General features: G+C 62.0%; 17 protein-coding genes and 3 pseudogenes. 10 read left to right on the forward strand and 10 right to left on the reverse strand.

The features are described from left to right. The first annotated feature begins 13 nt into the window (after window positions 1-13). The gene (locus RRX38_RS22265; RefSeq protein ID WP_295470909.1) at window positions 14-1,177 is read left to right on the forward strand and encodes a PQQ-dependent sugar dehydrogenase; all 1,164 of its coding nucleotides are present in this window, start codon (window positions 14-16) and stop codon (window positions 1,175-1,177) included. Window positions 1,178-1,290: 113 nt separating this feature from the next. Here RRX38_RS22265 and RRX38_RS22270 read toward each other — a convergent pair whose 3' ends face one another. Then, window positions 1,291-1,599 carry a PepSY domain-containing protein gene (locus RRX38_RS22270; RefSeq protein ID WP_295470907.1) on the reverse strand — a complete coding sequence of 103 codons (309 nt, stop codon included), beginning with the start codon at window positions 1,597-1,599 and terminating at the stop codon, window positions 1,291-1,293. 233 nt (window positions 1,600-1,832) lie between these two features. On the opposite strand from RRX38_RS22270, the gene RRX38_RS22275 reads away from it, so the two are divergent. From RRX38_RS22275 to RRX38_RS22295, 5 genes and pseudogenes are all read left to right on the forward strand, one after another. After that, window positions 1,833-3,989: a TonB-dependent siderophore receptor gene (locus RRX38_RS22275; RefSeq protein WP_315962726.1), complete on the forward strand. Its 2,157-nt coding sequence runs from the start codon at window positions 1,833-1,835 to the stop codon at window positions 3,987-3,989. Window positions 3,990-4,279: 290 nt separating this feature from the next. Beyond that, entirely contained in the window at window positions 4,280-5,587 is a 1,308-nt protein-coding gene (locus RRX38_RS22280; RefSeq protein ID WP_315960690.1) for an MFS transporter, read from the forward strand. A 201-nt stretch (window positions 5,588-5,788) separates the two neighbouring features. After that, entirely contained in the window at window positions 5,789-6,277 is a 489-nt protein-coding gene (locus RRX38_RS22285) for a VOC family protein (protein WP_315960691.1), read from the forward strand. A 373-nt stretch (window positions 6,278-6,650) separates the two neighbouring features. Beyond that, a pseudogene (locus RRX38_RS22290) lies at window positions 6,651-6,903 on the forward strand (helix-turn-helix domain-containing protein). A 126-nt stretch (window positions 6,904-7,029) separates the two neighbouring features. Then, window positions 7,030-7,785 carry a hypothetical protein gene (locus RRX38_RS22295; protein ID WP_315960693.1) on the forward strand — a complete coding sequence of 252 codons (756 nt, stop codon included), beginning with the start codon at window positions 7,030-7,032 and terminating at the stop codon, window positions 7,783-7,785. Here RRX38_RS22295 and RRX38_RS22300 read toward each other — a convergent pair. Continuing rightward, window positions 7,761-8,849 carry a diguanylate cyclase gene (locus RRX38_RS22300; protein ID WP_315960694.1) on the reverse strand — a complete coding sequence of 363 codons (1,089 nt, stop codon included), beginning with the start codon at window positions 8,847-8,849 and terminating at the stop codon, window positions 7,761-7,763. The genes RRX38_RS22295 and RRX38_RS22300 overlap by 25 nt on opposite strands. Window positions 8,850-9,061: 212 nt before the next feature. Then, window positions 9,062-9,640 (reverse strand): polyribonucleotide nucleotidyltransferase, encoded by a 579-nt coding sequence (locus RRX38_RS22305; RefSeq protein ID WP_315960695.1) that lies wholly within the window; start codon window positions 9,638-9,640, stop codon window positions 9,062-9,064. Between the two features lie 466 nt (window positions 9,641-10,106). Here RRX38_RS22305 and RRX38_RS25160 point away from each other — a divergent pair. Further along, window positions 10,107-10,313, forward strand: a pseudogene (locus RRX38_RS25160) (PAS domain-containing protein); the annotation flags it as partial. Between the two features lie 225 nt (window positions 10,314-10,538). Continuing rightward, window positions 10,539-11,597, forward strand: coding sequence for a methyl-accepting chemotaxis protein (locus tag RRX38_RS22310; protein ID WP_410524928.1), 1,059 nt, complete (start codon window positions 10,539-10,541; stop codon window positions 11,595-11,597). Window positions 11,598-11,704: 107 nt separating this feature from the next. Here RRX38_RS22310 and RRX38_RS22315 read toward each other — a convergent pair whose 3' ends face one another. From RRX38_RS22315 to RRX38_RS22345, 7 genes and pseudogenes are all read right to left on the reverse strand, one after another. After that, a complete protein-coding gene (locus tag RRX38_RS22315; protein WP_315960697.1) occupies window positions 11,705-12,016 on the reverse strand; it encodes a hypothetical protein in 312 nt (103 codons plus the stop codon). A gap of 84 nt (window positions 12,017-12,100) precedes the next feature. Next, window positions 12,101-12,436, reverse strand: coding sequence for a hypothetical protein (locus RRX38_RS22320; RefSeq protein ID WP_315960698.1), 336 nt, complete (start codon window positions 12,434-12,436; stop codon window positions 12,101-12,103). After that, window positions 12,429-13,151 carry a DUF4225 domain-containing protein gene (locus tag RRX38_RS22325; protein ID WP_315960699.1) on the reverse strand — a complete coding sequence of 241 codons (723 nt, stop codon included), beginning with the start codon at window positions 13,149-13,151 and terminating at the stop codon, window positions 12,429-12,431. The genes RRX38_RS22320 and RRX38_RS22325 overlap by 8 nt, the downstream gene beginning before the upstream one ends. Further along, window positions 13,148-13,633 carry an Hcp family type VI secretion system effector gene (locus RRX38_RS22330; protein WP_315960700.1) on the reverse strand — a complete coding sequence of 162 codons (486 nt, stop codon included), beginning with the start codon at window positions 13,631-13,633 and terminating at the stop codon, window positions 13,148-13,150. Before RRX38_RS22330 ends, RRX38_RS22325 begins: the two co-directional genes overlap by 4 nt. Before the next feature lie 196 nt (window positions 13,634-13,829). Beyond that, window positions 13,830-14,141, reverse strand: a pseudogene (locus tag RRX38_RS22335) (phage antirepressor protein); the annotation flags it as partial. A gap of 31 nt (window positions 14,142-14,172) precedes the next feature. Further along, window positions 14,173-15,081, reverse strand: a complete 909-nt coding sequence (locus tag RRX38_RS22340; RefSeq protein WP_315960701.1) for an HNH endonuclease — start codon at window positions 15,079-15,081, stop codon at window positions 14,173-14,175. A gap of 132 nt (window positions 15,082-15,213) precedes the next feature. After that, window positions 15,214-16,128: a LysR family transcriptional regulator gene (locus RRX38_RS22345; RefSeq protein WP_315960702.1), complete on the reverse strand. Its 915-nt coding sequence runs from the start codon at window positions 16,126-16,128 to the stop codon at window positions 15,214-15,216. A 156-nt stretch (window positions 16,129-16,284) separates the two neighbouring features. On the opposite strand from RRX38_RS22345, the gene speB reads away from it, so the two are divergent. Then, window positions 16,285-17,244 (forward strand): agmatinase, encoded by a 960-nt coding sequence (gene speB / locus RRX38_RS22350; protein ID WP_315962727.1) that lies wholly within the window; start codon window positions 16,285-16,287, stop codon window positions 17,242-17,244. Between the two features lie 268 nt (window positions 17,245-17,512). Further along, window positions 17,513-19,015, forward strand: a complete 1,503-nt coding sequence (locus tag RRX38_RS22355; RefSeq protein WP_410524844.1) for a purine-cytosine permease family protein — start codon at window positions 17,513-17,515, stop codon at window positions 19,013-19,015. The last annotated feature ends 28 nt before the right edge of the window (window positions 19,016-19,043 follow it).

Consider the following 19,043-nt stretch of genomic DNA (forward strand, 5'->3'; position numbering starts at 1 on the left):
TAAGGAATCGCCCATGTTGAGAAAGACCCTGATCGCCACCTGCTGCGCCTCTCTGCTGGCCGGCTTGCCATTTACCGTGTCGGCGGCCGAGACGGCGCGTTACAAGAGTGAACTGGGTTCGGTGACGGTCACCCCCCTGGCCGAGGGCCTGGACCACCCCTGGGCCTTGGCCTTCCTGCCGGAAAAGCAGGGCATCCTGGTCACCGAACGCTCCGGCGACCTGTTGCTGCTGAGCCCTGACGGTAAGCAGCGCAAGGCGCTCTCCGGGGTGCCGCAGGTATGGGCCAAGGGCCAGGGCGGCCTGCTCGACGTCGCCCTTTCACCAGACTTCGCCAATGACCGCATGGTCTACCTGGCGTACGCCGAGGGGGATGGCAAGACCGCCGCCGAGGGCGATCATGCCGGTACGGCGGTGGGACGCGGGCGGTTGTCCAAGGACCTTACGCAGTTGGAAGACTTCAACGTGATCTTCCGCCAGCAGCCCAAGCTTTCGGTAGGCAACCACTTCGGTGCACGCCTGGTGTTTGATCGCCAGGGCTACCTGTTCGTCACCCTGGGCGAAAACAACGACCGGCCCACCGCTCAGGATCTGGACAAGCTGCAGGGCAAGGTGGTGCGCATCTTCCCCGACGGCCAGGTGCCCACTGACAACCCCTTCGTCGACCGCAAGGGCGTAGCGCCGGAAATCTGGAGCTTCGGCCACCGCAACCCGCAGGGCGCCGCGCTCAACCCCTGGAGCGGCACCTTGTGGCTGGATGAACACGGACCCAAGGGCGGTGATGAAATCAACATCGTCGAGCGGGCGCAGAACTTCGGCTGGCCACTGGCAACCCATGGCATCAACTACTCCGGGCTGAAGATTCCCGAAGCGCAGGGTAAGGAAGTCGAAGGTACGGTGAAGCCCTTCCATGTCTGGGAAGTGTCGCCTGGCGTCAGCGGCATGGCGTTCTACAGCGACGGGCGCTTCAAGGCCTGGGATCACAACCTGTTCATCGGCGCGCTGGCCACCGAAGAGCTGATTCGACTGCAGTTCGAGGGCGACCGTATCGTGCACGAAGAGCGCCTGCTCAAGGAACGCAAGGAGCGCATTCGTGATGTGCGCCAGGGGCCTGACGGTTATCTGTATCTGCTGACCGATGACGACAAGGGCAAGTTGCTCAAAGTTGGCCTGGAATAACGCTGCACTCATTCAGACGCCGCTTGAGCGGCCAGCGTGCGACACATGAAAAAGGCCAGGGCCGCCACGCTTGACGCGCTGGCGGCCCTGGCCTTTTTCAGCAGAAGTTCGAATCAACGATCTTCTTTATCGAGCAGTACTTCACCGGTCTTGGCATCGACGTGGTAATCCCATTCGGTACCCTGGGCATTACGCAGTTCGATCTCGTACACATAGCGGCCATTCTTCTGGTCCAGCTCGGTGTCGTGAATGGTGAAGCCCTGATGTTTATTCAGCGCTTGCTGATTGAATTGCTTCAGGTCACCGATGGTGCCGGCTTTCTGCAGGTCGGCGATCTGGTCTGGGCGCACGTCGGCCTGGGCCATACCGGCAGCGGTGGTCAGGGCAACAGCGGCGAACAGGGCAGGCATGAATTTTTTCATGGTCAATTTCCTTCTGTGTGGAATCTGCAGTGATAGAGGCTTTAACGACTGAGGGGTTCAGTTGTTTTGTTGGGGCCAGATTAACCACGCCGACTTAATTCATCCTTAAAACGGAAGTTTTCCGGGATGGCCGGTTTTTATTGAAAAAATGCCGCGCCGTGGTTGTAAAAGTTCCGCCGTGACCGTAAAAGATGGCCCCTTTCGCGCAACCCAGGAGTTTTCCGCCGATGATGATGCCGCACCGACTGGCCCGGCCGCTGATGCCGCTGGGGCTGGCCGTCTCCTGCGCGTTGCAGGCCGCCGAGCCGCTCAGCCTTGACGCCGTGCAGATCCAGGACACGCTCGGCCCGGCCGACAGCGATGGCTACCGCGCTACCCAGGCGAAGGTGGCCGGGCCCGGTGCAGCGCCATTGCTCGACACCCCGGCTTCAGTGTCGGTATTCACCCAGGCGCTGTTGCAGGATCGTCAGGCCAGGCTGCTCAGCGAGGTGTTGCGCAACGATGCTTCGGTGGGCGAGGCCTATGCTCCGGTGGGCTATTACGAGAACTTCACGGTGCGCGGCTTCTCGCTGAATGCCGGCAACAGCTACCGCATAAACGGGCACAGCATCGCCGGTGAGCAGAACGTGGCGCTGGAGAACAAACAGCAGGTCGAGCTGCTCAAGGGGGTGTCCGGGCTGCAGGGCGGCATCGCCGAGCCGGGCGGGGTGGTCAATTACCAGACCAAGCGCGCCGAAGACGTGCGCTCGGTGACGGTGGCAACCAACGAGCACGGCGAGCGCTATATCGCCACTGACCTGGGCGGCTGGTTCGGCGCCGAGCGGCAGTTCGGGCTGCGTGCCAACCTGGCCCATGAAGACATCCGCTCTTATGTGGCGCACGCCGACGGCCAGCGTGATTTCGCCTCCCTGGCGCTGGACTGGAACATCAGCGAGCGCGCTACCTTGCAACTGGACGCCGAGTACCAGACCCGCGAGCAACGCTCGGTTCCCGGCTACCAGTTGCTCGGCGGCACCGCGCTGCCGCACGACGCGTCGCCGCGCAAGCGCCTGGGGCACCAGAGCGGGTCCAACCCGGTGGGCATCGACTCGCTGAACTTCGGCGGGCGCTTCGAGTACCGCTTCAGCGACGCCTGGACCGGCAGCCTCAGCGCTTCGCGCAGCCGCGTGGTGATCGACGACTACAGCTCCTTCGCCTGGGGCTGCTACGGGGCGGCCAGTTGCGCCGGTGAAGCGGTGCCCAACCACTTCAGCGCCGAGGGCGACTACGACATCTATGACTATCGCAGCCCTGACGACACCCGTCGCAACGACGAGGTCGAAGCGGCGCTGAGCGGGCGTTTCAGCACCGGCAGCCTGGAACATGAACTGACCTTCGGCAGCAGCGCCCTGCGCCGTACCGTCGATACCCGCGGCACCTTCAACGAGTTCGTCGGCAGCGGCAACATCTATCAGACTCCGGACACCTTCGCCCTGGCCGACAAGGCCCTGCCACACACCGAGCGGCGCCTTGACAGCCGCCAATACGGCCTGTTCGTCAATGACCGCATTCGCTTCGACGAGCACTGGCAGGTGGTCGCCGGGGCTCGCCAGGTGTACCTCGACGAGCAGGCCTGGCGCGAGGACGGCAGCGACCTGCGCCACACCCGCCGCTCGCTGGTACTGCCCCAGGCGGCGCTGATCTACAAACCGCAGGACAACCTGTCGTTGTACACCAGCTACAGCAAAGGGTTGGCGTTAGGCGGCACGGCAGCGTGGTTCACCAACAATGCCGGCGAGATCCTCGCGCCGAGCGTATCGCGGCAGCTGGAGGCGGGCATCAAGTACGACCTGTCGCGCATGAGCCTGACGGCCGCGCTGTTCCAGATCCGCAAGGCTTACCAGTACGCGCGGCCGGAGGGCGACGGCACCTTCACCTATGTCGAACAGGGTGAGCAGAAGAACGTCGGCCTGGAGCTGGGCGCCAACGGCCACCTCACCGAGCGCCTGCAGATCGCCGCCAGCGTCGCCGCCATTCGCGCGCGGGTGCAGGACAGTGGCACCGCAACCTACGAAGGCCACCAGGCCCTCAATGTGCCGCGCTACCGTGGCAGCCTGCAGGCCGACTACAGCCTGCCGCTGCCCGGCCTGGCGCTGCTCGGTGGCGTGCAGTACAGCGCCGCCAAGTACGCCGACCGTCAAGGGCAGGTCGAAGCCGGTGGCTATGCGCTGTTCAACGCCGGCGCCCGCTACAGCACGCGGCTGAGCGGCTACGACACCGTATGGCGGTTGTCGGTGGACAACCTGTTCGACAAGCGTTACTGGCGCGATGTCGGGGAATACCTGGGTGACGACTACCTGTTCCCCGGCGCCCCACGCACCGCCCAGTTGTCGGCTACGGTGAATTTCTAGGCTTTGGAGGCCATACCCTTCGCTCAAGCGGCATGTGTCACCCGGTGGGAGCGGCTTTAGCCCGTGGGAGCGAGCTTGCTCGCGAAGGCGGCGTCACGTTCACAGCAAATTCAGCGACTTTGCCCGCTTTTCGCGAGCAAGCTCGCTCCAACAAAGACCGAAGAGCGTCTAACTGACCGGTATTGGCTTCAGCCGGGATGCTTTTCCAGGCGGCGGCACCCGCCGGGCGTGCTATCGCGGGCAGGGGTGTTATCCTGCGCGCGCCTTCAAACTGTCACATCGGGGTGCCCATGACGGCCAACCAACGACCACGCCCGCAGCCTTTCTCCCGCTCCGACTACCGGACCCTGGGGCTAGCTGCGCTGGGCGGGGCCCTGGAAATCTACGATTTCATCATCTTCGTGTTTTTCGCCCTGACCCTCAGCCAGCTGTTCTTTCCACCGGAAATGCCCGAGTGGCTGCGCCTGCTGCAAAGCTTTGGGATCTTCGTCACCGGCTACCTGGCCCGGCCGCTGGGCGGCATCTTCATGGCCCACTTCGCCGACCGCCTGGGGCGCAAACGGGTGTTCAGCCTGAGCATTCTGCTGATGGCCCTGCCGTGCCTGCTGATCGGCCTGATGCCCACCTATGCTCAGATCGGCTTCTGGGCGCCGCTGCTGCTGCTTGGCCTGCGCGTCTTGCAGGGCGCTGCGGTGGGCGGCGAGGTGCCCAGTGCCTGGGTGTTCGTCGCCGAACATGCCCCGGCCGGGCATCGCGGCTATGCCCTGGGTGTGCTGCAGGCTGGCCTGACCTTCGGCTACCTGCTCGGCGCCCTGACCGCCACCTGGCTGGCCCGGGTGTTCAGTCCCGCCGAGATTCTCGACTACGCCTGGCGCATTCCCTTCCTGCTGGGCGGGGTGTTCGGTGTGGTGGGCGTATGGCTGCGCCGCTGGCTCAGCGAGACCCCGGTGTTCATGGCCCTGCATGCCCAGCGCGAAGACATGAAGCGCCTGCCGCTGGGCCAGGTGCTGCGTGACCATCGTCAGTCGCTGCTGCCGGCGGCACTGTTGACCTGTGTGCTGACCTCCGCCGTGGTGGTGCTGGTGGTCATCACGCCTACGGTGATGCAGCAGCGCTTCGGGTTCGCTGCCGGGGAAACCTTCGCCCTTAGTGCCTGGGGCATCGTCTGCCTGAACATCGGCTGCGTCCTGGCCGGCCTGCTGGTCGACCGCATGGGCGCTTGGCGCGGCGTCTTGCTTTACAGCCTGCTGCTGCCCGTGGGCATCGGTGTGCTTTACGCCAGCCTGATCGGCCAGTGGCTGGCCCCAGGCCTGGCCTACGCCATTGCTGGCCTGGCCTGTGGCATCGTCGGTGTGGTGCCGTCGGTGATGGTCGGGCTGTTCCCGGCGCGCATCCGCGTCTCGGGCATTTCCTTCACCTACAACATCGCCTATGCCCTCTGGGCCAGCATCACACCGCTGTTGCTGGTGGGCCTGATGCCCTGGAGCCCCTGGATCTGCGTGGCCTACAGCCTGGTCATGGGCGCTGTGGGCCTGGCCACTGCGGCCGTGTATGGCGCCCGCCAGAACCTCGCCGAGAGCCCCTGCCTGGGCAAATGACCTGCCAGGGGACAGCCGGCAGATGACCGGCTGTCCCCGTTTCGCTACTGCCGTCTACGCTTGAAGGACATGACTTGTGCCGCACGTCGGCACGGGTCTGCGGGTGATTGATGAGTACTTCTCGGCGCCTTTTGACATGGCCAGCGGCAAGGCGCTGTTCGACCTGCAATCCTGAGCTGGCTGGGCCAGAGGAGAGAAGACATGAGCGTCAGACCCATCCCCGAGGACTTTCATACCGTCACCGTGTACCTGGGCGTGCACGACGGCAATGCTGCCATCGATTTCTACGAGCGCGTGTTCGGTGCGCGCCTGGAGTTCCGCCTCGACCGCCCGGACGGCCGCGTCGGGCATGCAGAGCTGTACATCGGCGATACCCGGATCATGCTCAGCGAACCCTGCGAAGAGGGCGCCCTGAGCAGCCCGCCGCTGGCCCTGCACCCCGACAGCCCGTGCAAGTCATCGGTGGGCCTGCACCTTTACGTGCAGGATGTCGACGCCACCTTCGAGTTGGCCATGGATGAAGAAGGGGTGTCGCAGGTCAACGCGGTCAAGGACCACTTCTATGGCGACCGCTCCGGTGCCTTGCGCGATCCGTTCGGCCACCTGTGGTTCATCTCCACCCACAAGCAGGATGTCAGCCCCGAGGAAATCAAGGAGCGGGCGCGCAAACTGTTCGGAGGGCATGAATGAAAGCCGCTGGATCCAAATGTAACAGTGGATTGTAATTGAGCGGGCGCAAGTTTATCTTGCGCTCGTTGCACTTTTCTCGCTCGAACTGCCATTACTCTATCGCCTTTATGCACTAAGCGTGCGTCGTTAGTTTGGCTGTGTAAGACATTTAAATAAGTATTGCTAGAGATGTCTCAAGTAATTGTAGGAATCATCCTTAATTGGCGGGGTGATAACTGCACGTCGATAATTGTGCGAAATATCCCTGCCTGGCTGCGCGATAAAAATGGATGGATCGGGACTGTCGAAAAACGGCCGGCTCGTCAGGGACTACAAATCAGGAAGTGTCTGACACGCTCGCGGCATGCGTGCGTCATTTAACAGAGGAACCATCATGTACGTCACGAGCAGGGAGCGAGAAGTCCTCGGGCTGCTGCTGCAGGGGCTCACCAACAAGCAGATCGCCGAACAGCTGAGCATCAGCGGCTATACCGTGCGAGACCATGTTTCCGCCTTGTTGCGCAAGGGGCAGGTCAAGACCCGCAGCCAGTTGATCGCCTGCCATCTTTGTCGACTTGTTTCACCCCCCATGCACTGACCCCCTACATCTGTCGGATTGTATCCCGGCCCAAGCCTTACATAATTAACTGGCCCGGAGCGCACGTCTGCGCCGGCGCTCTGTACTTATAAAAACGTTCACCACGCCTGGAAGATTCCAGGCGTGAAAGATCGATATTGCCGACACTTTTTCGATGCCAGGGATACTCACCACCATGAAGTTTCATATCACCACAGACCGCGAACTCCGTGAACTGCACGAACGCCGAGGCGCTGCACAGGAGGCGGTGGACAGGCCGCTGGAGAGCTTCAGCGAGGCGCAATGCCAAGCGCATTACCAGGCACTGGCGCAGCAGCAGCAAGCCTTGCCCCGCGCCCGGCTGGAAGCCCAGCATGCGAGGCTGATCGGACCTCGCGGGCAGTTCGCCCTGCTGGTGCAGGAACTCGAAACCCTTGGCCGCCAGGCGCCGACCCTCGATGACCTGGCCGAATTGGGCAGCCGTGAGCTGCGCACCCGGGCCGACAAGGCATTGAGTTTCGTCTTCGGCCATCAGCGCCTGCGCCCGCCGGCACCCAACCCCTATCGCGGCCTGAGCCGTGAAAGGCTGTGCTGCATGGTCTATGACGAGCAGGCCGGCTTCACCCTCATCGAGCGGTATGCGGCATTGGTTACCCTGCGCCAGCACGACACCCATTACTTTTCCCGGCTTATCGACACCACACGCAAGACCGTAGAGCGGCGCCTGGTGTTTCGCGGGCTGCTGGAGCATTTCGATGCCTTGCTGCCGATTGAACGCTGCATCTACCCGGCCAGCTACCGTGAGGCACAGCTGCGTCATCTGCAGCAGGAAGAACAGATCTACGGGCCGCTGGAACTCGGTCAGCCGATGGCCGTGCTGGTGGCACGGCACAGCATCAGTACCCTCCTGAAGAAAGCCGGTGCGATTCAGGCCCCCACCGGCAATGCCTGAGTGGTCTGCACATCGGCAACGGCGCTGACCACCCGGTTACGCCCGGTGCTCTTGGCCTGGTAAAGCGCCTTGTCGGCGGTATGCAGCCACATGCCGGCATCTGTCATTCGCGGCTCGCGCACGGCGACGCCGATGCTCAGGCTGATTTTCAGGTCCGGGAGCAGCGCATCGGAGCGCTGTTCGATCTGCGAGCGCAAGCGCTCGAGGATATTCACCGCCTGTTCCAGGCGAGTGTCGGGGAGGATCAGGCAGAATTCGTCGCCGCCGTAGCGACCGGCGAAATCCGTGTGGCGCGTCGTACTCTGCAGGGCCTGGCTCATGGCCTTGAGCACCGAGTCGCCGACAATGTGGCCGTGGCGGTCGTTGATGGCCTTGAAGTGGTCGATGTCGATCAGGGCGACACAGCTGTCGCGATGCCGATGCTGACTGCGCTCGAACTCCAGCTCCAGCAGGTCCTTCCAGGAACCGTGGTTGAACAGCCCGGTGAGGCTGTCGGTGCGGCAGATCTGGCTGAGCAGATGCTTGTGTTCACTGAGGTTGAGCGCCACCCGAAAGCTGATCCAGCCGATGAAGATCGGGTAGATGACCAGCAACGGCAGAAAGGTATAGACCTCGCTCATCGTGCTGCTCAGGCGCAGGGGCGGGCTGAGCAGTGCATAGCACAGCAGGGCACCGGCTGCGTTGGCCACCAGGCCACGCACCAGCAGGCGTACCCCGTTGGCGGCGATGTTCTGCATGGCGATCATGGCCGTGATGCTCACCGTGGCCACCGGGCTGAAACCGAGCATGGCCAGCCATACGCCGCCCATGAAGGCGTCCAGCAGAATGTTGTGCAGCTCGGCCCGGTAGGGGTGGCCGCTGCGCCGCGAGCGCTGAAAAGCCAGATGCGGCCAGATCCACGCATGCAGGAACAGCAGGACCCATACCCACTGCGCTACACCCATCGAGAGCATGCAGGCGCCCACGGAGACGGAGCCGACCGCCAGCCCGATGCAGCGGGGCAGGTAGATGCGTTTGGCGAAGGACAAGCCTCTGCCGGTATTTTCCGCGTTGAGGGTTTTCATGACGGCGGTTCACTGTTCGCGTGTTGCCCGACCAACGACAAGGCGCCTGAGCGACTGACGACTGCAGTGTGCGCCTATCGCAAGGTAGAGGGGAAGGGCAAAGTGCCATTATCCAGCATCTCCAGGATCACGGCTGCCTCGTCGGATAAATGGCGTAATGTCCAAAGCGTTGTGCCGTGCCTTGGCGCGACCGCTGGCAAGCGGCTTTGAGGCTATCGGCCGATCACGCGGGCCAGCAGCTTGGCGTGGCCGGCCGGGTCTCGGGCGCTGGAGATCAGGTTCAGCACCGCCGAACGATTGCCCGAGGCCGCCACCAGCGTCGTGGTCAGCACCTTCGCACCGCCCAGGGTGGCCTCGGCGTCGAACTGGCGAATACCCAGGCCATTCTTTTTCAGCACGCGTCGTTCGCCGGTCTTCTGGAACTGCTGATAACTGTTGCCCTGTTGGCTCAGTGCCGCAGCGCTCAATTCGTCGAGCACCTGGGTATCGTTGTCGGCGGCTTCGACACCGGTAGGGTTGGGGGTTTGGGTGACGATCAGTACGCGCTGTTCGGCCTGCAGGCTGTACATCGCGCCGCTGACACCTTCGGCCTTCGCCTTGGCGTCGATCTCCGGCATTTCGCCTTTCACATACCCAGTGGGCAGGCTGAACTTCAGCTTGCCACTCAACAGCGAGACGGTCGGGCCACCCTTGGCCGGCGCGTGCCGCTTCTCGGCTTGGGCCAGGCCCGGCAGCAGCAGGGTGGCGCTGAGGGCCAGGGCAATCAGAACTGAGCGACGTGGAGTGGGCATGGCAAAACCTGCGACGGGGAAATCCCGTACTGTGCCTCAATTGCCTGCACGGGTCACCGCGCAGGCCGAGAACGACGAAAAAACACAGAACTGGCGCACATTTCGACTAAAGGAGGGAGCTTGGCCATCAAATAGCTACTTATGCTGCCATCGAACCTGCCGAGAAACTTATGACTCAGTCTGTTGTCGCCCACCGTGGTGTGATGCAGCCGAGCTGCCAGCACCCTTGGCAGCTGAGCGGCGAATCGCGGGGGTTCGCAGGACGACGACTTGCTCACTCATTGTTCTTCGCTACGCTTGATTTTTAGGTGCAGCAGGTGGCCAGGCGCCCTTATGCAGCAGATTCCAGGCGAGCAGGAATATCCTCAGTCATCAGGAGAGGTTGCAGTCGATGCGTTTGAACATGCCGGTCACTCAGAACGAAAGGACTTTTCCTGCCAACGAACGGCTGATTTCCACCACGGACATGAACAGCCACATCACCTACTGCAACGACGCCTTCGTCAGCATCAGTGGCTTCACCCGTGAAGAATTGGTCGGCCAGCCGCACAACCTGGTGCGCCACCCCGACATGCCGCCCTCGGTGTTCGCCCACATGTGGGAAACCATCAAGCAGGGCAAACCGTGGATGGGCGTCGTCAAGAACCGCGCCAAGAATGGCGACTTCTACTGGGTCAGCGCCTACGTCACGGCGGTGTACGAAAATGGTCGCATGGTCGGCTACGAGTCGGTGCGTTCGTTGCCGACCCGCGACCAGGTGCGCCGCGCCGAAGCCCTGTACGCGCGACTGCGCGCCGGTAAGCCGGCGGTTTCACTGCTGGGTAGCACGCTGTTCCACCTGTCGCGGCAATTGCCCATCGTGGTCGCCACGGCGGTGCTGGCGGTGGGCAACTTCCTGATGAGCGACTTCCTTTTCACCTTCCTGCTGCTCGCCGTATTGCTGATTCTGGCGGCCTATCAGGAAGTGCGTCACCGTCGCAGCCTGCAAAAGACCCTCGACGAGCATCCCAAGGCCTTCACCAGCCCGCTGGTGGCCCTGACCTACAGCGACAACCGTGGCCCGCAGGCGCGCCTGGACCTGGCCATGATCAGCGAAGAAGCCCGCCTGCAGACCGCCCTGACACGCCTGGTGGACACCGGCGAAGGGGTCAAGCAGCGCGCCGGCCAGTCTGCGCAGCTCTCGGTGCAGCAGGCGCGCTCGCTGGACCAGCAGCGCAACGAAACCGAACAGTCGGCCACCGCCATCAACCAGATGGCCGCGACCATCCAGGAAGTGACCCACAACGTACAAAGCACCGCCCACGCGGCGACCGAGGCCGATGAGCTGGCGCAGAAGGGCCGTAACCTGGCCGACGAAAGCCTGCTCGCGATCCGCCACATGGCCAATTCGGTGAACGAAATCGGCCACGCGGTCGGCGAACTGGCGGGCTCGACACAGTCCATCGGCAGTGTGGTCGACGTCATCACCTCCATCGCCCAGCAGACCAACCTGCTGGCCCTCAACGCCGCCATCGAAGCCGCCCGCGCCGGCGAACAGGGTCGCGGTTTTGCGGTAGTGGCCGATGAAGTACGCTCGCTGGCCTCGCGCACCCAGTCGTCCACCGAAGAAATCCAGAAGATCATCACCTCCCTGCGCGACGGCGCCGACCGCGCCGTGGCCACCGCCGCGCGTGGCGAGCAGATCTCCCAGGAAAGCGTGGCCAGCGTCGAAGCCGTGCAACAGGCGCTGGACGGCATCAGCAAGGCGGTGACGCGCATCACTGGCATGAGCCAGCAGATGGCCTCCGCTTCGGAAGAGCAGAGCCACGTGGCCGAGAACATCAACCAGCAGATCACCCGCATCGCGCAACTCTGCGACCAGAGCGCCGCCCAGGCCCAGCAAGGCTCGAACATCAGTCGCGAACTGGAAGAAATGGCGCAGTACCTGCACAGCCTGGCCGAGCGGTTCAGCCGTTGACGAAAAGGGCGGCAAGGCTTGAGGGCCTTGCCGCCTCGAGGGCCTTCACGGGAGACTGGTAGGCGCCTCAGCCGCAAGCAATCCACCACGGCTGGCCGCCAGGCACCTCACATGCGGGGGTCGAAATGGTTGAGGATCGACCAGGATTTGCTGCGGATTACGACGATAGTCAAATGGATATGCAACAAGACCATCAGCAGCGCCAGCCATCCAACATAGAGGAATGTGGACTTCTCGCCGCTAATAAGGAAGAAAAATAGATGTAAGGCACAGGCGAGGATGTTGTAAAAGATGGTAAGCCAGTATTTGATGGGGCCGTATTTTCTTTCGACACAGTTACACTTGGCTAGCCATCCAAATAGATAGAGGCCCGCGCATGGTCTTATATAAAGTAGTAGAGGCTCAATGTAATCCTCCATGCAGGCCTCCTGCTGAGGTCGGTATGGCCTTTGCCTGTCCTGAAAAGACGGTGTTGGTTGAAGGTCGCTTGATCATTGCTGCTTCTATCGCTTGAACCTAAAGATTTTCCACCAGGGGCGGCGGCCGGGGTGGTAGGTAATCGGCTCCGGCGGAGATGGGTTGGTAAAGGCGTGGGCCAGTACCATGACAAGTGAAATCCAGCCAAAGAGATCCCTATCCAACTCTCCAAGAAACGGTAGCGTGCCTTTCATTGCGAAGCGAAGGTGGATGGTTAATAAAATAAAGTTATAAATTCGTGTGACATTTGATTTTAGTTCGCTGTATCGAGGTCCTGAAAGGTAGATTTTTGATAGTAGGGAAGGCAGATAAAATAATACGGATACAGCTGTGAATGCTAAAAAAATAAAAATATTATTCATTCCGACTCTTCCATTCGTTGTACATGCTTTCGATGGTTATGGTGTCTGCGGATCTTTCTACGGCCAGAATATCCTTCGTGCTGTTTCTCCAGGCTCTTACTTTGTCTGTCTCTAAGTATCGATACAGACGCCAGGCACTCCGGGAGGGGACTTTTCGCAGACCTCCATACACAGACAACGTCAGATCGACAGCGCCGTAAGCCATGTTTCCGTGAAATTTTTCACCGCCGGCCATGATGGCAGCCTGCTGATAAAGCTTTCTGACCGGTCCTTGAGTCTCTGTGGTGTCGTTGATCAGGTTGTTGCCGTTCTCATATATGTTGTTGGCTCCATGCGCTATCAAAGGTGCTCCTGCAAAAGCACACAAGGTGCCGACCGATGCATAACAGATGCCTGCGCCGCTCGTCACCTGCAGGACTCCGCCAGCCAGTCCCAAGCTCTTTCTAGCCAGGCTTATAGGCTGATTCAGCAGACTGGCTTTTTCCTGCTCAAGATGGTTGATCGCCTCTTTGAAGCCCAGTCGACCGCTTTCAACTTCCGTGACAATTCCCTGCGCGTAATAAGCCACCTCCCGATTGAACTGCAGCCGCAACATCCCATCGCTGATATGCCGCGCGGCCACTGTGCAGGCCTGGCCCTTGAGATGCGCCGCCGCCTGTTGGACCTGCTCCAGGTCCTGGCCGCCCGCCTCGGGCAACAGCTGGAAACTTCTCACCGCTCCATATCCCAAGAGGCATAGCCGGTGGTCCCGGCGCTGTGGTGGGTCCAGATGATGTCGCGGTAGCTGAGCGCCAGGTGCTCCTGGGCTTCACCGTCGTTCTGCACGACCACGTGCGGCATGTCCTGGGTCAGCTCACGTACCTGCCCGCCGCGCAGCTCGACGGTGTAGAACTTCTCCTGCGTGCCTTGCGCAGAGGTGCGGTAGAACTCGATCAGGCATTCGACGCGCTCCTGATTGGCCAGTGCCTGGCTCAGCAGCGGCGAGGATTTGTCGACGGGCTTGGTGATGAACACCGGACGGTGGGTGGCGTGCCGCGCGTCATCGAGGTTGGCCATGTTATGGGTGAAGGCCAGGATCAGGATCTTGTCGGCATGCATCGGCTGGCATTTGTTGCCCAGCGATTGAGGTGTCGAACACCCGGCGGAAATCAGCCCTTGCTGCTCGCCAGTGATGGTCATGTAGCCGCAGTTGGCCATGTTGAAACGCGCCTCCGTGCAGAAAAGAGGCGCAGTGTATTTTTGAAAATGGAGACGATATGTAGGACGCCTCTGAACCTTCAGTCGCTGAGCTTACGCGTTACTGTGGGAATCTTGATTTTCTGTAGGAGCGAGCTTGCTCGCGAATAGTCCACATCGCCATCCACCAATCCGCCCGCTCTCGAGACTCAACCGGCTACCGCCCAATGCAAGCCCGCCACCAGGACTCTCCGGCTTTCAATGCCTCGGCTTGAGGGGGCGTCAACACCTGCGGTACATCGCGCAGGCGAATCCATGGCTCGCTCTGCCAATGCAGCAGGCTCAGCGACAACCCCGGCCACTGCAACACGCTCAGTGCCGGCGCCGGGTCATCCACCGCCAACCGCGCATCCCGCAGCGCAGCCACCACCTCATGGGTGATCCACTGCCGCAGGCTGCGCTGTTCCGGGTGATGGTGATGCACCAGCAACACATACACCCCCGACTCGCTGATCATCAGCTCTTCTTCACCCAGTTCTGCGCAACGATACGAGAAAGCCTTAACTCGGCAGCTCGGAGTTCTTCAGCGTATTCCAATGTGAGGTAAGCGCTTTTTGGCTCGGCCGATCTACGGTCTTCATAGGCAGTAACGCGGGCTTGCCGTTCAACAGCCAATACTCACTGTCTGTAAGCTCGCCCGCTAAGCCTACCTTCAGCGTCTCAGGATCTATCCATAACAGGCCTAGATCGAAGAGCGTATGGATGTCCGCACGAAGCAGCAAACCATTGCTGACCACGTTAGTTTCAGCGCCAAGGTAAGGGACGATATGCGCGGCTTCTAATAAAGCCTCTACGCTGCATCCGGTGACCGCACAGCGCTTTGAATAAGCAGCCAGTAGTTTCCTGCGAAAGGTGCTTTGGCCCTTGCGACGCACGATGTTTGCCAGTGTGCGGGCGCGGGCATCTTTTATGTTGCTTGGGTCGAACTCACCTTGCGCTTGCAAGTGAGTCTCGATATTGCCCAGCGTGGTCGCCAACAGATTTTGGCGACGCAGCACGAATTGGGTAGGTGCTGCGCCTTCATGGCTCTGATATTGGAACGGCCCTTCATAGACGAAACCGGCACCAGGGTATTCGTACTTTGCTTTGCGGTAGAACAGCAGCAGTTCCAGACCTTCAGCCAAATGCTCTTTGATGAGCTTGTCGGTCCTGCCCTTGGATTGACCATCCATGTGGAGCGTGTCGCCGTCCAGTAGATCCTGATATTGGGTACGGTCTGCCGTCTTGTGCTCGGTGACGAACAGCCAAACCGAATGCAGTCCGGCGGGCTTGAAAATGCCGGTATTGATGGTGGCGTCAGTGATGGAGAAAAGGCTCTTAAGATCCGCGCGGGTGTAGACCTTGCCGACCTCTAGATAGGCGGACGCGTACTGAGATCCTGGTTTGTCTTGTAGGTCATTGGCATTCACTGCGTAGGCCTTTTCCTTCCAATGGCTAGGAAAAGAATGTTGCAGTAGTTGCTGGTGTTATGCCACTAGCGTTTTGAGAATGTTCCACCCTTTAGCGAGTGCAAGCAGGTCCGTCGGGGATTGCACGATCCACTACGCAATCGCGCTGGGCCCGATCGCCCCATTCAACCCCGTCTTCAACCTATCCCGAAAACTCTGAATCAACGGCTCCTTGGCTCTACCTCTGCGCAACGCTAGCGAAAACGGTGCCTGGTAGCCGAACACCGCTGGCAGCAGCACCTTGAGCCGCTGTTGCTCCACCCAGGTCTGTGCGTAGTGCTCGGGCAGGTAGCCGATATAAGCGCCGGACAGCACCAGGATCAGTTGCGCCTCCATGGATTCCACTGTCGCTGCGCTGTGTTTGAAGCCGTGGCGGGCCAGTTCGGCCTGGCTCCAGTAGCCGCGGCCGACCATGCGTTGCTGGGTGATGATTTCCGCCGGGATGCGTTTCTGGGTGAAGAGTTCGTGGCGGTCGCTGCAGTACAGCCAGTGCTGTTCGCGGTACAGGGCCTGGTACATCAGGCCGTTCATGCGCAGGTAGAAGGCACCGATGGCGAGGTCCAGGCGGTTTTCCAGCAGGTCCAGTTGCAGTTGCGCGGGGCTGAGCACCGAGAGGTGCAGGTGCACGGCGGGGTGTTCCTTGCTGTAGGCGCCGATCACTTCGGCCAGGGGCAGGGCCGGGTCGCTGACCGTGGAGTCGAGCACGCCGAGGTTGAGGGTGCCGCGCAGTTCGCCCTTGAGAGCTGCGCTGTAGCGTTCGAAACCTTCCAGTTCGGCGAGCAGGCGCAGGGTTTCCTGGTGGAAGAGTTCGCCCTTGCTGGTCAGGCTGAAACCGCCGCGGCCCCGGTGGCACAGCACGATGCCGAGCTGGGCTTCCAGTTGGCTCATGTAGGTGCTGATCGCCGAGGTGGAGAGGTTGAGTTCCTGCTGAGCCGCCGCGAAGCCCTGGTGGCGCACCACGCTGGCGAAGATGCGCAGCAGTTTGAGGTCGGGCAGGGCAGAGGACATCGGGGGCTCCGGCGGGTGATCGTGAGGGCAGTGTAATGAACGCAGGGGCGATAGTTTAGAAAATCCTGAACTAAGTATTTGCTGGCAGCGATTCTTCCGCCTGCCACCGCTACCCAGAATGGCCTCACTTCAATGACCACCACCGTGAGGCCACCCGTGGACAAGACCTTCCACCAGCCCTTGGGCGGCAATGAGATGCCCCGTTTCGGTGGCATTGCCACCATGCTGCGCCTGCCCCATGTGCAGACTGCCGAGGAGCTGAGCAAGCTGGACGCGGCCTTCATCGGCGTGCCCCTGGACATCGGCACTTCGCTGCGCTCCGGCACGCGCTTCGGGCCACGGGAGATCCGTGCCGAGTCGGTGATGATCCGCCCGTACAACATGGCTACCGGCGCGGCGCCCTTCGATTCCCTCAACGTCGCGGACATCGGCGACGTGGCGATCAACACCTTCAACCTGCTGGATGCGGTGCGCATCATCGAGCAGGAGTACGACCGCATTCTCGGCCACGACATCGTGCCCCTGACCCTGGGCGGCGATCACACCCTGACCCTGCCGATTCTGCGTGCCATCCATAAGAAGCACGGTCCGGTCGGGCTGGTGCACATCGATGCGCATGCCGACGTCAACGACCACATGTTCGGCGAGAAGATCGCCCACGGCACCACCTTCCGCCGTGCCCAGGAAGAGGGCCTGCTGGACAGCCAGCGGGTGGTGCAGATCGGCCTGCGTGCCCAGGGCTACACCGCCGAGGATTTCAACTGGAGCCGCAAGCAGGGCTTCCGTGTGGTGCAGGCCGAAGAGTGCTGGCACCAATCGCTGGCACCGCTGATGGCCGAGGTGCGCGACAAGGTCGGTGGCGGGCCGGTGTACCTGTCGTTCGATATCGATGGCATCGACCCGGCTTGGGCGCCGGGCACCGGCACCCCGGAAGTGGGTGGCCTGACCACCATCCAGGCGCTGGAGATCATTCGTGGCTGCCAGGGCCTGGACCTGATCGGTTGCGACCTGGTGGAAGTGTCGCCGCCTTACGACACCACCGGCAATACCTCGCTGCTGGGGGCCAACCTGCTGTACGAAATGCTTTGCGTGTTGCCAGGCGTGGTGCGTCGCTAGGCTGCTGCCGCTGGGTGGCATGGCTTGCGCATCATGAAGGCGAGCGGGGTTGTTCGCCGCGCAAGCCGCTGCGACAGGGGCCTGCGATTTCGCGAGCAAGCTTGCTCCAACACGGTCAGCCGTGGCCAGGCGGTACAGCGTTGGCCTCGCAGGCCGCACATTAGAACAACGAGCTGCAAACCCTCCGCCCGGGGTCAACGGGCGGCGATAAAGGGTCAGCGTGCCTGCGCTGGCCTCACAACAACCGTGACAGGCGCTGGAGCAGCATATGAGCCAATCGACCCGCATCGAGACCTTTGGTGTCGAGCAGATTCCCGACCATCAACGCCATGCGTCGCCCATCGACCTGTTCCGCCTGATCTTCGGCGGTGCCAATACCTTCTCCACGGCGGTGCTGGGCAGTTTCCCAGTGCTGTTCGGGCTGTCGTTCCAGGCCGGGGCCTGGGCCATCGTGCTGGGTGTGGCCATCGGTGCGCTGATTCTCGCGCCCATGGGGCTGTTCGGTGCCCTCAACGGCACCAACAACGCGGTGTCGTCTGGCGCGCATTTCGGCGTGCACGGGCGCATCATCGGCTCCTTCCTGTCGCTGCTCACGGCGGTGGCGTTCTTCTCCCTGTCGGTGTGGAGTTCCGGCGATGCGCTGGTCGGCGGTGCCCAGCGCCTGGTGGGCCTGCCGGAAACCGATCTGAGCCTGGGCCTGGCCTACGGGCTGTTCGCGGTGCTGGTGCTGGTGGTGTGCATCTACGGTTTCCGCTTCATGCTGTGGGTCAACAAGATCGCGGTGTGGGCTTCCAGCCTGCTGTTCCTGCTGGGCATCTTCGCCTTCGCCGGGCCCTTCGATGCTGGCTATGCCGGCAGCGTCAGCCTCGGCCAGGCCGGCTTCTGGGCGGCGTTCATCGGCGCGGCGCTGCTGGCGATGAGCAACCCGGTGTCGTTCGGCGCTTTCCTCGGTGACTGGTCGCGCTACATCCCCCGTGAAACCCCCAAGCGGCGCATCATGCTGGCGGTGCTCGGCGCCCAGGCGGCAACGCTGATTCCCTTTCTGTTCGGCCTGTGCACCGCGACCCTGGTGGCCAGCCAGGCGCCGCAGTACATCGAAGCCAATAACTACGTGGGCGGTCTGCTGGCCATTTCGCCGGGCTGGTTCTTCCTGCCGGTGTGCCTGATCGCGGTGATTGGCGGCATGTCTACCGGCACCACGGCGCTGTACGGCACCGGGCTGGACATGTCGAGCCTGTTCCCGCGCCTGCTCAGCCGCGCCCAGGCCACGTTGCTGATCGGCCTGCTGGCCATCGGTTTCATTTTCGTCGGGCGCTTCGCCTTCAACCTGGTGCAGAGCGTCTCGACCTTCGCGGTGCTCATCGTCACCTGCACCAGCCCGTGGATGGTGGTGATGATCCTCGGCCTGATCAGCCGCCGCGGCTTCTACCACGCTGACGATTTGCAGGTGTTCAGCCGTGGCCAACGTGGCGGGCACTACTGGTTTCTGTATGGCTGGAACTGGCGCGGCCTGGGCGCGTGGATTCCCAGCGCGTTGATCGGCCTGTGCTTCGTCAACCTGCCGGGGCAGTTCGTCGGTCCGTTGGGTGAGCTGGCCGGTGGCATCGACGTCAGCCTGCCGATCACCCTGGGCTTGGCCGCATTGCTGTACCTGACCCTGCTGCGCACCTTTCCGGAGCCGGCCGGCGTCTACGGCCCGCGCGGTGCGCACCCGATGCTGGGTCGCCATGCGCTGAGCAATGTCGCGCCGACCGCCCCCCTTCACTCCTGACCCGCGCGTTGCCCCGCCGGGTGGTGGG

It is taken from the genome of Pseudomonas sp. DTU_2021_1001937_2_SI_NGA_ILE_001 (genome assembly GCF_032463525.1).
Taxonomy (GTDB): domain Bacteria; phylum Pseudomonadota; class Gammaproteobacteria; order Pseudomonadales; family Pseudomonadaceae; genus Aquipseudomonas.